This is a genomic window from Pseudomonadota bacterium, from assembly GCA_018823285.1.
Lineage (GTDB): Bacteria > Desulfobacterota > Desulfobulbia > Desulfobulbales > JAGXFP01 > JAHJIQ01.
This window is the reverse complement of the sequence record JAHJIQ010000057.1, coordinates 46,758-62,033: the sequence shown is the minus strand read 5'-3', so window position 1 is coordinate 62,033 and position 15,276 is coordinate 46,758. Positions and strand designations below refer to the sequence as shown.

Genomic DNA, 15,276 nt, shown 5'->3' with positions numbered 1-15,276 from the left:
TGTGCTGGTCGCCTCAACCGGGGTGATTGGTGAGCACCTTGAAATGGATTGCTTTTCCAGAGGGGTGCCGAAACTCGTGGAAAAGCTTTCGGCAGACGGACTCACCAGTGTCTCGCTGGCGATTATGACCACCGATACCGTGCCCAAGACGGCGGTCCGCGAGTTTGCGATTGCGGGCCGAAAAGTCCGGATCGCAGGGCTCGCCAAGGGGGCCGGGATGATCAGGCCGGATATGGCGACCATGCTTTGCTTTGTGCTGACCGATGGTGCCGTTGCCGGAGATTTTCTCAGATCAGCCTTGAAGTCCGCCGTGGACCGTTCTTTTAACCGGATCACCGTGGATGGAGACACCAGTACCAATGACTCGGTCCTGATCATGGCCAACGGTCTGGCGGGAAACGAGGTGATCAGCCAAGGAAGTGGTGGCGCAGAGCTTTTTCAGGGCGCCCTTGATGATCTGCTCACCGACCTTGCCCTGCAGGTGGTCAGGGATGGTGAGGGAGCGACCAAGCTGGTCCGGGTTGAGGTCAAGGGAGCCGTATCCGAACTTGAAGCCCGTAAGGCTGCCCATACGGTCGCTGATTCCAAACTGGTGAAGACCGCCTTCTTCGGCGAAGATGCCAACTGGGGCCGGATTATTGCTGCTCTGGGTCGGTCCGGCGCCGCCTTTGATCCGGAAAAAGTTGATATTTTCTTCGACGGGGTCCAGATGGTCAGGGACGGGCTCGGGCTCGGCAAAAAAGCGGAAGCTGCGGCCACCGAAATCCTCAGGAAGAAGGAATTTACCGTATCCATCGACCTGAAAGCGGGGACGGCTTCCGCCATCTATTATACCTGTGATCTGTCGATTGATTATGTGAAGATCAATGCCGATTACCGGAGTTGAAAACCGCCCAACAGTTGTTTCCGTATTGTTTTTTCCCGGGCGCTTTTGATATGCTCTTCAGAACAGATAATGGATAAATTAATGAGCCTCTTCCGGAAAATATCCTTGTTTCTGATTATCGTCTTGCTCTCCGGCTGCGCATCGCACGCTGTTCGCCCCCTGCCGAGAGCAGTCCGGGACTATAATATTCCAACCATCGCCATTCTCGATTTTGAAAACAAGGCCAATTTCCCATACCGCTGGAACCTGGGCCAGGGCATCCGCGACCGGCTGGTTGATGAACTGGTCAATTCCCGGCGGTACACCGTTCTGAACCGGGCAGATATCCAGGACGTGATCAGGGAGCTCGAGATGCAGAACAGTCCGAAGTTCAGGAGGGAAGGGCGGCTCGACAAGGGGCGTTTGAAGAATGTCAAATATCTCATCAAGGGCGCGGTGACCGATTTCTCCCATGTTGCGGGTGGCGGGATAAGTGGTTTTGTAAGAAACTTCGGTATGGGGACCAGCGGTCAGATGGCGGTGGTTTCGGTGACTCTCTATGTGACCGATGTGGAAACCGGCGAAGTTGTGGTCAGCAAAAGTTTTTCCGACAGTGTCTGGGCCGGCGAGGTTGATTTTGCCGCAACCTATAAAAAAGTGACTTTTGGTGCGAACTCGTTCTACAAGACCCCGCTCGGCGAAGCGACCACCAACGTGATCAGGAAATGCATCCGAAGTATCAGCGAGACGATCGTCCGGGAAAAATGGTACCCCAGCGTGGTCAAGGTTGTCGGCGATACCCTGATTTTCTCCGGGGGAGTCGATCGGGCGGTGGAAGTCGGCAGTGTCTGGACCGCCCATGAGCAGGGGGAGATTCTGGTGGATCCCCAGACCGGTAATGAACTTGGCCGCCTGCCGGGCAGAAATATGGGCAAGGTTGAGGTTGTCCAGGTGGAAGACTACTTCTCCCACGCCAGAATCCTCGAAGGCGATTTCTCTCCCGGTCAGATTCTGCAAAGGGTCCCGGAAGAAAAGCCCGTCAAAGAAGTGTCTGAAGAGAGCCCCGCCATTTAGTTTCCCAAATCAGTTTCCCAAATCAGCAATTGTTTCTGATATGATACTTTTGTTGCCCTGTTTTCCGGCGTAGCGTGTCCGCCTTCTAAAACTTTTTTCAGATGGTCCGATATGGAAATGTATATTGCCAGACAGCCGATTCTCGACGGGAATAAACGGCTGCAGGCCTATGAACTTCTGTATCGCGGGGCCGCCCATTACGCTCTGGGGCAGATCAGCGGGGAACGGGCCACCACCAGCCTCCTGACCACCGCATTCCTTACCGAAGGCATAGAAAAGATCTCTTCCTCAAAACCGTGCTTTATCAATTTCACGGAAGAGCTGCTGCTGAAAAAAGTTCCCCTCTCCTTTCCCAATAACCTGGTTGTCATCGAGGTCCTTGAGGATGTGCCGCCATCACCGGCGATTATTGCGGTCTGCAAAGAGTTTGTGGAAAAGGGGTATGTTCTGGCCCTGGATGATTTTATCCACCACCGTAATCTGGAGCCCCTGATCAACCTGGCAAAAATCATTAAAATTGATTTCTCCCTGACCAAAGGGACTGATCTGGAGAGGGTCCGGTACAAACTCGCCAACCGCGATGTAAAACTCCTGGCCGAGAAGGTTGAAACGCTGCAGGAGTTCGAGCAGGCAATGAAGCTTGGCTTTACTTTCTTCCAGGGGTATTTTTTCGGCAAGCCCCAGATGATTCAGTCGAAGGAAATCCCCGCCAGCAAGATCAATCTTCTGCAGTTACTGGCGGAAGTGAACAGGAAGAGCACTACCATCAAAACCCTGAAGGAAATATTCTCCAGGGATGTGGGGATGACCTATAAACTTCTGAGGTATATCAATTCAGCCTATTATTATCTGCAGAAGAAAATAGAGTCCGTTGCCCATGCCATCGTCTATATCGGTGAGCAGGGGGTGAAGCGCTTCGTTATTCTTCTCCTGGTTTCAGAGATTGCCACCGACAAGCCCGTTGAGCTGCTGAAGCTTTCAGTGGTCCGGGCAAGATTCTGTGAGTTGCTGGCTGGCGAAAGCCGGGTTTGGCCGGATTCTTCGGAGGTGTTCCTGTTGGGGTTGTTCTCGATGATCGACGGCCTTCTTGATACGCCGATGAAGGAAGTGATGGAAAAGTTGCCGATTGACGAGGCAATCAAGGACGCGCTGATGAAGAAGACCGGTCCTCTTGTGCCATTTTTAACGGCGACGGATGCTTATGAGAGAAATGAAATGGAAAAATGTCTCAAGGCATTCACTGCGCTCGGTGTGGAGCCGAAAAACGTTCCAGATTATTACCTGACCGCAGTCGCCTTCGCAGATTCATTGACCAGGATTCAAGCCGGGTAGAGCAGCTCCTCTGCTCGCACCGACAAACGGGCTCGCGAGACATCGAGACGTATCCCCGAAGGGTGAAAATAACAATTTTCCTGATTTGCTGTTCCCTCACATTTCATTCAAGAGATCCCTGCTGCGGCCGATATGTTTAAAAGGCCGGAGTCTTCATTTGGCAATGATCTGAGCGCGTTCCAGGGAGTTTATGAAAGAAGGTAAAATAACAGGGGCCGAAAACAGGCAGCCCGGGGCCGGACCACTGAAAAGTGCGCCCGGAGACGACGAACAGCCGGCAATTCAGGAATCGCAGTCCTTCAGGGCGGACGCAGCCGGCCGTTTGCGGGTCTATAATGAGGATGAGTATCTGCGGCGTCCCTATCAGCCGAGGTCCATGCACTGGTCGATTGCCTGGTCCGACCTGATGATGACCATGTTCATCCTTTTTGCGGTGCTGTATATCTATCAGGCTTCAAACCATACCTTCGAAGAGAACTGGCAGGTTTACAGGAGGAAAAATGTCACGCTTGCCCCCGGCAGTTCGGGGCCATCCTCCAGCGGCGGTCCAGGAGATATCACGGATACGGCCCTTGAATCGACTGGTGAGATTTTCAACCTGAGCCGAAGAATCATCAACTCTGAGGATATTGGTGATTTTGCCGATGTGAATCTTGCCCCTGATGAATCGATCCGATTTACCATGACCAACGATCTTCTTTTTGATCCCGGCAGGGCCGAGGTCAAGCCGGGCGCCGAAAGAGCCCTCGCCGGAGTAGCCCGAATCATCTTGAAAACACCCTATATGATCAATGTGGTCGGGCATACCGATCCCACACCGATCAGCACGGACCGGTATCCTTCAAACTGGGAACTTTCGGTGGCCCGGGCAACGGCGGTTGCCCGGTTTATGATCGATGAACTGAAGGTTCCGGAAAAGCGGTTCTTCGTCACGGGGCATTCCTACTTCCAGCCTCTCCGGGAGAATGACACTCCGGCAAACCGGGCAGTGAACCGCAGGGTGGAGATAATTATCACCAGGGACAAACCATCTTATTAGAGGCGCTCATGCTTAAAGATTCCGGACCAGAAAAATCGGCAATGCGGTCAATGGACTTCAGGACCATCTTCGGATTGATATTCAGTGTCGCCTTGTTTGCCTCGGGTTTTGTTTTGCATGGCAATATCGGCCTGTTTTTCAATCTATCCGGGCTTCTGATCGTAGTCGGCGGCACGCTCGGCGCCACCCTGATCTGTTATCCGGCCAGCAGGCTGCAGATTGTCTACCGAGTGCTCCGCTACTCCTTCCGGCAGCCCGGCAAGCGGGCCTCGGATATTGTCGGGATCATGGTCGATCTTTCGGTGAAATCCAGATTCAAGGGGCTCCTTTCCCTGCAGGAGGATGAGGAGGAGACCTCGCTGATGGCATTGCGGACAGCCCTCGGGTACCTGGTTGATGGATACAGTGAGCAGCAGATTCGTGATCTTCTGAATACCGAAATGTATTTTTTCAGGATGCGGCGGGACGACAGCGAGCGGGTGCTGCGGACCATGGCGGATCTTTTTCCGTCATTCGGGATCATCGGCAGCGTGGTGGGATTGATCGGGATGATCGCCGGGGTCGGCGATACTGCGGTGATTCTGAAAACCGTTCCCATCGCGCTTACCTCAACCTTGTATGGAATAGTCTTTTCAAATTTTTTCTTTGTGCCCTTTGCCGCAAGACTGCATGAGCGGACCAACCAGGAACTTCTTCTGCAGAAAATTGTGATGGAAGGAGTTGCGGCGATCAGCAGTGAGGTCAACCCGAGATTGCTGGAAGTGAAGCTCAAGTCCTTCCTGACCCCGGCCTCCCGTGCCGGTAAACTTGTGTCGTTGCGGCGGATCCAGAAGCGGTTTCATATCAAAAAGGAAAACGAGTCCGCACAGGACGCGGCGGTTGAGCAGGCTCCGGTTGCGACCTGAGTGAACATGCATAGCGAAACGCATTCCCTGCAGCTTGTCGCGGGGTTAGTGAGCGAATCTGATGTAAGTAACCTTCCATACGGAGATTCCCCGTGGCTTGCCGCGGGGAGCTTCAATTGTCTCCGGAGCCCACCTGTTTTCAGCCGTTGAAACTTTTACAAGCCAACTCTTTGACAGGCTTGCCCTTCGGCAGACTCACCCTTCGACAAGCTCAGGATGAGCGGATTCGCGGTTACCCAACGCATTCCAACCCTGTCCAACCCGCTCACCCGGAGCCTGTCGAGGGGTCATCCCAACCCTGTTCAATCCGCCCATCCCGAGCCTGTCGAGGGGGAATCCCGACCCTGTTCAATCCGCTCATCCCGAGCCGGTCGAGGGATCATCCCAACCTTGTTCAACCCGCTCATCCCGAGCTTGTCGAGGGATCATCCTGAGCCTGTCGAAGGATGGGTCGCGCCATTTCCGCACCACGCATATGCAATTAAATATAAATATATCAGCTGGTTATCGTCTAATCAGGAAAGCGGAAGGAGGGCCAGCGGGAATCGGGACATCTGATGTTCAGGTCAAGATTGTTGTCCCCGGACTGTTTCTTTGCCCCGGGAGTTACTATAATGGCCTCTATGATCCATAATCTGTCGATGATAAACAGATGTTTTCTGTTGCTTGGATTGTTGCTGCTCCATGGGTGTGCTGTACAGGTGAGCAGGGAGGCTTTCTCCGCCAGTCGTGGGGGTAGATCTGATCCTGTCATTATTGATGTGCGGACTAGAGGTGAATATGACAGGGGGCATATACCCGGTGCCGTGCATATCCCGGTTCTGTCCCTGCCGTTTCATCTGGACCGGGTGCCTGTTTCGAGCAGGAACCAGGAAGTAGTGGTATACTGTGCCCATGGTCCCAGGGCTGTTCTGGCCGCTTTTTTTCTGAAAGTGGCTGGGTTCAGCAATCTGCGCCATCTGCAGGGTAATTTCGTGGGCTGGGAAAAAGCCGGTTATCCGGTTGAAAAGAGTGAGTATTGATCACATGATACAGTTGTCGCGTAAAATAATGTTCGGCAGTCTGCTGCTTGTCGTCATTGCGATCGGACTGCTCCATTTCTTCACCCCGGGAGAACTCGGGGTCTACCACGGGACCTACAGAAGGCTCAGCTATTTTCCGATCGTCATGGGGGGGATCTGGTTCGGGATCCGGGGCGGGCTTTTTTTCTCGGTTCTTTCGTCGGTCGCCTTCATTCCCCACCTTCTCCTCTATATCGGTGATGACCCGAGAATTTATCTGAACGAACTGCTTGAGGTTGTTCTCTATATTGCGGCCGGTACAGTAACGGGTTTTATCGCCAGTCGGGAGGCGAGGCTCAGGGTGAAGTATCAGAATCTCTCTGAAAAGCTTGAAGAATCGTACAAAAAACTGCATCGGGAAAGCGCCATGTTGCTTGAAGTTGAAGAGCAGCTCGGTGAAAGCCAGAAGTTCTCGGCCCTTGGCAAGCTGTCGGCTTCCCTTGCCCATGAGATCAAGAACCCGCTCAGTTCGATCAGGGGGACTGCCGAGATCATTCTCGATGAGTTCCCGGCGGATCATCCGAAAAGGGAATTTGGAGAGATTCTCCTGAAGGAGGTCGACCGTCTCAATGTGACGCTCAGTGAAATCCTGCAATATTCTTCGGGCAAGGCACGCCATGACCGTGAAGCGCAGGGAGAACCCCTCCACGATGTGTTGCATCGGGTGTCCAGGCTTCTGGAGACCCATCTGAAGAAAAAGAAGGTGAGTTTTGTCATCTCCTCCTGTGAGAATTGCGACACCTTTCTGGTGGACGGCAACAAAATGTCACAGGTTTTTCTGAATATTATCCTGAACGCCATAGATGTTCTGCCGGAAAAAGGTGAGATCCGGCTGGATGTCCGTTCAGAGGAGGACTGCATTGAAATTTCCATCTGCGATAACGGGCCGGGAGTTCCGCGGGAATTCAGAGAGGAGATCTTCAAGCCGTTTGTGTCCGGCAAGGATCATGGCTCCGGCCTTGGCCTGTCGATCAGCGCGAAAATAGTTGAAAGTTACGGCGGCAGGATAGTTCTGACCGAAAGCGTCAGCGGCGGGGCCTGCTTTACGGTGGTTCTGCCCTGGCCGGAAGACGATGAGCCGGGGGGCAATGCTCTGGATGATCAATAAACGAACAGGGGATATCAATGTCCGGTCGAATTTTACTGATAGATGACGATGACAGCCTGCGGCGGGTTACCGATTATAATCTGACCGCCGCAGGTTTTGAGGTCCATGCCGCAGCATCGGGGAAGGAAGGGCTGCAGCTTTTTTCCGGTATCGACCCCGATCTGGTGGTGACCGATGTGGAACTGGGCGATATGAACGGCCTGGAGATTCTGGCCAGGATCAAGAAGGATTCGCCGGACACCCCGGTGATCGTCATCACCGCTTACGGCACCATCGACATGGCGGTCAAGGCCATGGGGCAGGGCGCCTTCAATTTCATCACCAAGCCCTTTGATCGGGAAACCCTGCGGATGTCGTGCCGGAAAGCCCTGGAGATGAAAACCCTCCGTTCACAAAACCGGGTGCTTTCCGAAGAGGTTGACCGATTGACCGGCGTGGAAGGAATGGTGACCGCAAACTCCGCCATGGCTGAACTACTTGACGTTGCCCTGCGGGTGGCGGAAAGCGAGGCCACCGTCCTGATCTCCGGGGAATCCGGAACCGGCAAGGAGGTTCTGGCCCGTTTGATCCACAGCAGGAGCGCGCGGAGTCAGGGGGTGATGGTGGCGGTCAATTGCGCGGCCATCCCCGACACGTTGATTGAAAGCGAGTTGTTCGGCCATGTCAAAGGCGCATTTACCGGCGCGGTTGCCAATCGCAAAGGCCGGTTCCAGGTTGCCCGGGGAGGGACTCTGTTTCTTGATGAAATAGGGGAGATCAAGCCCGATATGCAGGCCAAACTGCTTCGCGCCATTCAGGAGCGGGAAGTTGAACCGGTGGGTTCCGACCGGGTTGAGAATATCGATGTCCGGATCATCGCCGCCACCAATCGTGATCTGAAAGCGCTCACCGCGACCGGTGAATTCCGCGAAGATCTCTATTATCGGCTGGGCGTCATCCTTCTCGATATTCCGGCATTACGGGAGCGGCCCGAGGATATCGGTCCTCTCGCGAAGCATTTCCTGAAGAAACTCAATGCCCCGGCGACTGTCGGTTTTAATCGCCAGACCCTTGATGTGATGCGTCATTACAGCTGGCCTGGCAATATCAGGGAACTGCAGAACGCGGTGGAGCGGGGATTTATCTTAAGACGCGGAGATGAGATCACGGCAGAGGTGATGGGGCTTGGCGGCGGGACACCCGGCCCTGAAAAATCCGGTGGGGTCCTGAATCTTGAAATACCTGATTCAGGGATCTCCCTTGAAGAGGTTGAAAAGGAACTGATCAGCAAGGCGCTGCAGAAAAGCGGCGGCAACCGTTCCGAGGCGGCCCGGCTACTTAAAATCCCGAGGCATGTTCTGATCTACCGGCTTGAAAAATTTGAGATGTGAAATTCCCGTTTCCGGAGGTGATTGAAATGTTGATCCTCAAGGTTCACCCGATGGTTGAGTTTGCGGCAATACTCCTGGCTTTTTATGCCGCCTGGCTTGGATTTCAGAGAACTCGAACCCTCCATTTCGGCAAAACCGTCCCTTTCAGGCGTGATCTGCACGTCATCATTGGCGCTGCCTCACTCGTCTCGATGCTGAGTGGCATCGCAGCGGCCGAGATCATTGTCTCCCGGTTTGAGGATAAAGGCATTCAGATACTCGTCGGCATGCATGGGAACATGGCAATGGCCTTGATCCCTTTCCTTCTTTTTGCGCTTTTCAGCGGGTTTTATCTGTACCTGAATCCGGCAAAGAGAATAGTTCTTCCGGCCCTTCATGCCATCAACAATCTCATAGTCCTCCTGCTCTGCCTGTACCAGATCTTTTCCGGGGTGGGAATTGTAAGATCGCTGCCGGGCGGATGATATCATGAGGAAAAGGTTCTAAATATGGGCTGCTGCCGAGGGTTGCTCGAAAAGTTGAACCCCAGGAGTCGCGGGGTGATCTGCCTGAATCTGGTTCTGCCGGTGCGGATCATCGCCTTTACGCTGATTGCCGGTAACTGGGTCTATATCATGCTCAATCTTGATTCGATTGATGTGATCACGATCTTCATTACCATGCTCAACCTTGTTCTCGCCTGCACCATGCTGAAAGAATGCGGGAGAAGTGTTTCTTATCACCGCGAGATTGACAGGTTGGAAGGAAAGAGCAACTGGAGGAAATGAGCAGCTGATGCCTCTTCCCTGAATCCGTGCCGCTCTCGAACGCTCACGAATTCAGGTTTTATTTAAGGGTGGTCTGCTTGACCGGCAGGGAGATGATAAAGGTGGCGCCCTCTCCGGGGACACCTTTTGCCTTGATCGTTCCGTTGTGGCGTTCGACGATTTTCTGGCAGACTGAAAGACCGATGCCGGTCCCGGCATATTCGTTTTTACCGTGCAGTCGCTGAAAAATGCCGAAAATCCGTTCGCTGTACTGGTTCTCAAAGCCTATCCCGTTGTCCTTGATCGTGATCTGATATATTCCATTGTTGTACTTTCCGGAGGAATTGGCGTCTTTTTCCACTGTTTGCAGGTAAGAGCCGGAGATACTTATTCTGGGAGGCACGCCTTTCCTGTTAAATTTCAGGGCGTTGGCAATCAGGTTCTGAAAGATTTGCTTAATCTGAAAGGTGTCGGCATCTATCGTTGCAAGTTCTTCTGATTCTACCCTGCCGCCACTTTCTTCGAGCCTGACCTCAAGAATTGAAAGCACTTCGGCGATGACCTGATTGAGATCTGTTTTCTGGAAGGGTTTGGCCTTGGTCGTGACCCTTGAGAAAGAAAGAAGGTCTTCGATAAACTGCTGCATTCGATAGCTTGCAATCCGCATCCGCTCCAGGTAGTCACGTCCTTTTTCATCCAGCCGTTCACCATATAGATCGTTGAGCCGTTCACCAAAACTCAATACCTTTCTGAGCGGTTCCTGCAGGTCGTGGGAGGCGATATTGGCAAACTGCTGGAGTTCGGCATTTGATCTTCCGAGTTCGCGGGTTTTCTCGGCAAGGACCTCCTCGGCAATTTTCCGCTCGGTGATGTCCTGGGCGACTAGAACCCAGCCCTGCAATTGACCATCACCGTCACGAAGGGTAGCGGAGGACAGCAGCACGGTGACTTCCGCTCCTGATTTTTTTATAAAATTGGATTCTACGCTGCTGATGGACTCGTGATCAAAGATAGTTCCCGGGGAAGTGTCGTCAACGGGCGGTTTGTATATGCGTTGAATCGATTGACCGACAAGTTCTTCCGGCGTGAACCCGAGTTGGCTGCAGGCGGTGTCATTTGCCCGGGTGATAAGTTTTCCGGGCGAAAGTACGATCAGCATATCCATCATCGATTTGATGATGTTGTCGACATAGTCTTTCGAAACCGTGGTTTTATCGAGATCGGAAGCCAGCTGGTTGAAACTGTCGACCAGAAGCTGGATTTCACCGGAGCTTCTGATATCCACCCGGGTCGTGATGTCTCCGGTGGCAAGCCGTGCAGCTGCCTTTGCCAGGAGGATGATTGGTTGTGACAGGTATCGTGACACAGCATAGATAATGAGAGTGGTGGATACAACTGATACCAATGAGACGATCAGGAGAAATTTCACAATCTTCATGATGTCTTTCATCAACAGGGCTTTCGGGATGCTGATTGCTACCCTCAACAGCGGCTGACCGGGGATGATGGCCAGGTCCTTGCAGAAAATCATGCCCTTGTCATCAAGGTTTGATTTTACCTGGCATGGTTCACTGCTTTCAAAGTAGGGGTGTGGGTCAAGTCGCGATTCGGTCCTGCTCGGTTCTACCAGGGGCTGACCGGATGGCGCAAAGCCCCAGACCGGATTGGTGCCCCGGAATTTGATACTTTGCAGTTGGCTGAAAAATTCCTCAAGGCTGTAATCAATGATGATGGCGCCGCCGAATTGACCAATATCCGGATCCGGCTTGCCGATACCTGCGGAGATATAATGTTCACCATCCATTGACCTGAAAGGACCATGGACAATTATCTCGCCCGGTGAAGCTGCTTCCAGTTCGGTGAAAATTTTTGTGCGACTTATATTGCCATATTCCCGAATCCTGCCCTTGCGGTTGACCTTGATCACTTCCGTCCCGGAGTATTCGACAAAGGTGATGCTCCGGTGGTTATTCGAATATTCAATTGACTGGAGAAATAATCTTTCAACCGCTCGGGCTTCAATCTCTTTCTCCAGCTGGGTCGCCATGAAATATGAGTCGAGGATCGGGTTGGTGCTCAGGATCTTCAGGTCCCTGGTTATTTCATCTTTGATGACCTCCTGAAACTGGTGGGTCAGGTTGGCAAAATCCTGATTGATGTTCTCCCTGGTCTGCTCGGTAATAGTGTTTTTGCTGTATCCGTAAAAGACCACAATCAGCGATACGCTGACGGAGATTACGATTGCCAGAAAGGCAAGCAGAAAACGATAGAAGATGGACAACCCCTGGATGGCCTTATCCGACATCATCGATCCTTTCGGGTGTCGGTTTTCTGAATATATTCTTCAATACCCATGCTTTCGGAAAGAGTGATGCCGAGGGTTTCCGCTCTCATCAGGTTGACGGTCAAAGGACCGCGGGTGGGGGTAACCGGAGAATAGGTTGCCGGTTTGGCGCCGTTGGCCAGAATATCATTACCGATTGCCGCAGCTCTGTATCCCTGGTTGAAACCGGAGTCGACGGCGCCGCAGAGCATACCGCCCTTGATATATTCTTCGAGGATGGATGTCTCGGGGATTTGGATATTGGAGACGTACCAGTGAAGTACATCCTCAAGCGGCACATAATTGCCGTTTTTGTCCCTGAATCCGGTCAGGTGGGTAATAAAAAAGGCATCAACCTTCGCCTGCAGTTCGAGGACCCTGTTTTTCCATACCTCAAAATCAGTGGTGGAAACGGTTTCCACCAGTTCTTCCGGGATGATGCCTTTGCGGGCCAGAACCTCAACCGCTTTATGGTGTGACCGGCCGGTAGGATTGTGAACCGACAGGATGGCAAATTTCCTGATCCCCGGGACAATTGCTTTCAATAATTGCATGCTTTCCAGATAATAACCCGATTGATAAACACCGGTCACATTGTGGCCCGGTTTGGCAATGCTATCTAGCAATCTGTATTTCAGCGGCGAATTGTTGACCCCCCAGAAGACGATCGGGATTTCCGAATCCAGAAACTGGTTGCCGATATAGTTGGCGGCATTGTCATCACCCAGAAATATCAAATCGGGTGCAAAATCATTGGCCGTTTTATAGATCCGGAGAGATATTTCGTTGATGTCGGCCGGGCTGTTTTTTCTCTTTGAATCCATCCACACTTTTTTGAAGAGAGCCTTTGAGGTGGTTACGGAATCTCCCTGGATAAAATCTGCGACCTGGTCCGCGTTATCAAAATAACCGAACTCAAGCATGGCGGCGCAGAAGCCCTTATTGGTTTCCTGTGACCAGAAATATTGGGGATGGTAGCTGTCAACAACAAGGATTTTTTTCAGCCCGGCGCTGTTCTCTGAAGCGGCTGAAGCTCCTGAAATGAGGGAGAAGGTTATGAATAAAAAATATATGAAGAATTTTCCGATGGTTTTCATTCAGATCCCCTTATTCATTGACTTGTTTTGACCGGATCAGGACCTTCAATGTATTCCTCTATACCCATCTTGTCTGTCAGGGGGATACCGAGCTTTTTCGCCCTTGTTTTATTGACCATCTGCGGACCGCGTGGCGGAACCCGGGGCGGGAAAGTGGAAGGATCGACATGGTGCGCAAGAATCTCATGACCCATAAGCCCTGCCTCATATCCCTGATTATAGCCGGAATCATCAACTGCGCAGAGCCAGCCGTGTTCCACCCGGTATCTGAAGCCTGAAGCGGCCGGGCGATTGATGTTTGCGGTATACCAGGCGGCGACATCCTCATTTGTGACAAAACTGCCGTCGTCATTCTTCAGATTTGATGAAGCGATAAAGAAAGCATCAACCTTTTCCTGCAGTTCGGTGGTGTTTTTTTTCCATACCTCATAATTGTTGGTCGCAACGGTATCGACAAGCTGGAGGGGAAGCTCCCCTTTCCGGTCCAGAAACTGGATGGCCTTGTTGTGGATCCGGCCGGTGGTGGTGTCATCGGAGAGGATGGCGAAAGTCCTGGCGGTGGGGACAATCGTCTTCAACAGTTCAAGACTCTCCTTGTAGTAGGTCGTCTGGTAGACACCCGTCACGTTGTGCCCCGGTTTTTCATAGCTGTCAACCAGCCCGTATTTTACCGGGGTATTGTTCACTCCCCAGAAAACAATGGGAATTCTGGAGTCGAGAAACTGGTTGCCGATATAGTTGGCGGCATTGTCATCACCCAGAAAAATGAGGTCCGGTCTGAATTCTTTGGTGATGGTGGTAAATTTCGCGGTAACTTCAGCAATATCCATTTTCTCTTTCTTGCGCTTGGTATCCATCCACAGTCTTTTGATGATCGCCCCGGACGATTCCGCGAAATCATCCTTGTTCAGCTGTTTCTCCTGCTTTTTGTCATCCAGATAGCCGAATTTGAGCAAAGAGGCCGACAATCCTTCGTTGCATTGTTGTGACCAGAGGTATTCCTGATGATAGCTGTCGATAATGATAATCCGCTTCTTTTCGGCGGCGAGGCATTCACCGCCCATCAAGATCGAATAAATAGCAAGTCCGATGCCTGCTGCCAGGATGAAGCTGTCTCTTTTCATGATTCCGCCCTATTTGATATTTTTAACAATGGATTCAATAATGATATGTAAAACAGGGACTTGAAAGCAAGTTAAAATACTGCAAAAATACGGTGGGAAATATTTCCGGGGCTTTCAGGGGGAACCCAGCCCTGCTGTCAACCGCTTTCAGTGGTGAACAGGGTTTTTCCCTGAGGAGGGGTGCACGGATAAAGAATTAGTAGTTGAATCGGTCCTCGCAGGACAAAAGGACTTCTTTCCGGGCATCGTCGAGAACCCGCTTCGCCTCTTCGATATCGGTGGCGATCTGTCTCGACAGCTCTGCCGGGCCGGAGAATTTCTTTTCATCTCTCAGGAATCTCAGCAGGTTGACCTTGATCGGCTGGCCGTAGATATCCTGATTGAAATCAAAGATGTGGGTTTCGGCGGAAACGGCCGGGTTATGGTCATGGTCGGCAAAGGTCGGATTGCGACCGATGTTCAGTACCCCGCCGTAGCATTTTCCGCCGTAGATGACCTGGGTTACATAGACGCCGTGCCTCGGGCAGAGGTCTTCGGGGGCGATCTGCAAGTTTGCGGTGGGAAAGCCGATCAGGCTGCCGCCGCGCTGTTTGCCGACTTTCACTTCGCCCCGGATCTGGTAGTAGCGACCCAGCAGTTTCTTTACATCCCGCATCCGCCCTTCGGTCACCAGAGCCCTGATCTTGGTGCTGCTGGCCAGCATCTCATCCACGTAATAAGCTTCGACCACCGAAACAGCAAAACCTTCCTTTTCGCCATGGGCTTTCAGAAAAGGGATGTCTCCCTGCCGACCTTTGCCGAAAGCGTAATCATACCCGACAATGAGTTCGGTGATGCCGATGGTGCTCTGCAATCGGTCGATGAACTCCGCGGCCGGTGTTGCGGCGAGTTCGCTGGTAAAGGGCAGAACAATCAGGATGTCGATATCGGCAAGCTGAATCAGTTCAACTTTCTGTTCAAAGGTGGAGATCAGCTTGATGCCGATTTCAGGACGCACAACCTGGAGAGGGTGGGGATCGAAGGTGATGGCGATGCTGGTCCCCTGGTTGCGGTATGCCTTGTTCACCACCTCGCTGAAGAGCATCTGATGACCGAGGTGTACTCCGTCAAAGTTGCCGATGGTGACATAGGGGTTTTCCGGTTTTTTTGATATTGCTTCCAGATTATGATAGACCAGCATTGCCTGTTTCCCGTGTTGGTTAAATAATAGCGTGGAGACTGGTCAAAGAGAA

General features: G+C 52.3%; 14 protein-coding genes. 10 read left to right on the top strand and 4 right to left on the bottom strand.

The features are described 5' to 3' along the window. From argJ to KKG35_13315, 10 genes are all read left to right on the top strand, one after another. Nucleotides 1-886 (top strand): bifunctional glutamate N-acetyltransferase/amino-acid acetyltransferase ArgJ (gene argJ, locus KKG35_13360; protein MBU1739114.1); only part of this gene is annotated, 886 nt, incomplete at its 5' end. A gap of 69 nt (nt 887-955) precedes the next feature. Beyond that, nucleotides 956-1,939: a CsgG/HfaB family protein gene (locus tag KKG35_13355; protein MBU1739113.1), complete on the top strand. Its 984-nt coding sequence runs from the start codon at nt 956-958 to the stop codon at nt 1,937-1,939. 111 nt (nt 1,940-2,050) lie between these two features. Then, nucleotides 2,051-3,271: an HDOD domain-containing protein gene (locus KKG35_13350; protein MBU1739112.1), complete on the top strand. Its 1,221-nt coding sequence runs from the start codon at nt 2,051-2,053 to the stop codon at nt 3,269-3,271. Nucleotides 3,272-3,461: 190 nt separating this feature from the next. Continuing rightward, complete coding sequence (locus KKG35_13345) at nt 3,462-4,310, top strand: flagellar motor protein MotB (GenBank protein MBU1739111.1); 849 nt, start codon at nt 3,462-3,464, stop codon at nt 4,308-4,310. Between the two features lie 50 nt (nt 4,311-4,360). Continuing rightward, a complete protein-coding gene (locus KKG35_13340) occupies nt 4,361-5,215 on the top strand; it encodes a MotA/TolQ/ExbB proton channel family protein (GenBank protein MBU1739110.1) in 855 nt (284 codons plus the stop codon). Between the two features lie 614 nt (nt 5,216-5,829). Beyond that, nucleotides 5,830-6,237: a rhodanese-like domain-containing protein gene (locus KKG35_13335; protein MBU1739109.1), complete on the top strand. Its 408-nt coding sequence runs from the start codon at nt 5,830-5,832 to the stop codon at nt 6,235-6,237. A 13-nt stretch (nt 6,238-6,250) separates the two neighbouring features. Further along, nucleotides 6,251-7,384, top strand: a complete 1,134-nt coding sequence (locus tag KKG35_13330; GenBank protein MBU1739108.1) for a sensor histidine kinase — start codon at nt 6,251-6,253, stop codon at nt 7,382-7,384. Nucleotides 7,385-7,401: 17 nt separating this feature from the next. Then, a complete protein-coding gene (locus KKG35_13325; protein ID MBU1739107.1) occupies nt 7,402-8,754 on the top strand; it encodes a sigma-54 dependent transcriptional regulator in 1,353 nt (450 codons plus the stop codon). Between the two features lie 26 nt (nt 8,755-8,780). Continuing rightward, a complete protein-coding gene (locus tag KKG35_13320; GenBank protein MBU1739106.1) occupies nt 8,781-9,218 on the top strand; it encodes a hypothetical protein in 438 nt (145 codons plus the stop codon). A 75-nt stretch (nt 9,219-9,293) separates the two neighbouring features. Then, nucleotides 9,294-9,521 carry a hypothetical protein gene (locus KKG35_13315; GenBank protein MBU1739105.1) on the top strand — a complete coding sequence of 76 codons (228 nt, stop codon included), beginning with the start codon at nt 9,294-9,296 and terminating at the stop codon, nt 9,519-9,521. A gap of 58 nt (nt 9,522-9,579) precedes the next feature. On the opposite strand, the gene KKG35_13310 is transcribed toward KKG35_13315, so the two are convergent. The 4 genes from KKG35_13310 to KKG35_13295 form a co-directional block, all read right to left on the bottom strand. Further along, a complete protein-coding gene (locus KKG35_13310; protein ID MBU1739104.1) occupies nt 9,580-11,808 on the bottom strand; it encodes a PAS domain S-box protein in 2,229 nt (742 codons plus the stop codon). Then, entirely contained in the window at nt 11,805-12,920 is a 1,116-nt protein-coding gene (locus KKG35_13305) for a hypothetical protein (protein MBU1739103.1), read from the bottom strand. Before KKG35_13305 ends, KKG35_13310 begins: the two co-directional genes overlap by 4 nt. A 14-nt stretch (nt 12,921-12,934) precedes the next feature. Continuing rightward, entirely contained in the window at nt 12,935-14,044 is a 1,110-nt protein-coding gene (locus tag KKG35_13300) for a hypothetical protein (protein MBU1739102.1), read from the bottom strand. Nucleotides 14,045-14,240: 196 nt separating this feature from the next. Further along, nucleotides 14,241-15,224 carry a bifunctional riboflavin kinase/FAD synthetase gene (locus KKG35_13295; protein MBU1739101.1) on the bottom strand — a complete coding sequence of 328 codons (984 nt, stop codon included), beginning with the start codon at nt 15,222-15,224 and terminating at the stop codon, nt 14,241-14,243. Between the last annotated feature and the right edge of the window lie 52 nt (nt 15,225-15,276).

Coding starts and splice junctions, on each gene's coding strand:
- KKG35_13355 (MBU1739113.1), top strand. CDS start 956: ATGGATAAATTAATGAGCCTCTTCCGGAAAATATCCTTGTTTCTGATT.
- KKG35_13350 (MBU1739112.1), top strand. CDS start 2,051: ATGGAAATGTATATTGCCAGACAGCCGATTCTCGACGGGAATAAACGG.
- KKG35_13345 (MBU1739111.1), top strand. CDS start 3,462: ATGAAAGAAGGTAAAATAACAGGGGCCGAAAACAGGCAGCCCGGGGCC.
- KKG35_13340 (MBU1739110.1), top strand. CDS start 4,361: ATGGACTTCAGGACCATCTTCGGATTGATATTCAGTGTCGCCTTGTTT.
- KKG35_13335 (MBU1739109.1), top strand. CDS start 5,830: ATGGCCTCTATGATCCATAATCTGTCGATGATAAACAGATGTTTTCTG.
- KKG35_13325 (MBU1739107.1), top strand. CDS start 7,402: ATGTCCGGTCGAATTTTACTGATAGATGACGATGACAGCCTGCGGCGG.
- KKG35_13320 (MBU1739106.1), top strand. CDS start 8,781: ATGTTGATCCTCAAGGTTCACCCGATGGTTGAGTTTGCGGCAATACTC.
- KKG35_13310 (MBU1739104.1), bottom strand. CDS start 11,808: ATGATGTCGGATAAGGCCATCCAGGGGTTGTCCATCTTCTATCGTTTT.
- KKG35_13305 (MBU1739103.1), bottom strand. CDS start 12,920: ATGAAAACCATCGGAAAATTCTTCATATATTTTTTATTCATAACCTTC.
- KKG35_13300 (MBU1739102.1), bottom strand. CDS start 14,044: ATGAAAAGAGACAGCTTCATCCTGGCAGCAGGCATCGGACTTGCTATT.
- KKG35_13295 (MBU1739101.1), bottom strand. CDS start 15,224: ATGCTGGTCTATCATAATCTGGAAGCAATATCAAAAAAACCGGAAAAC.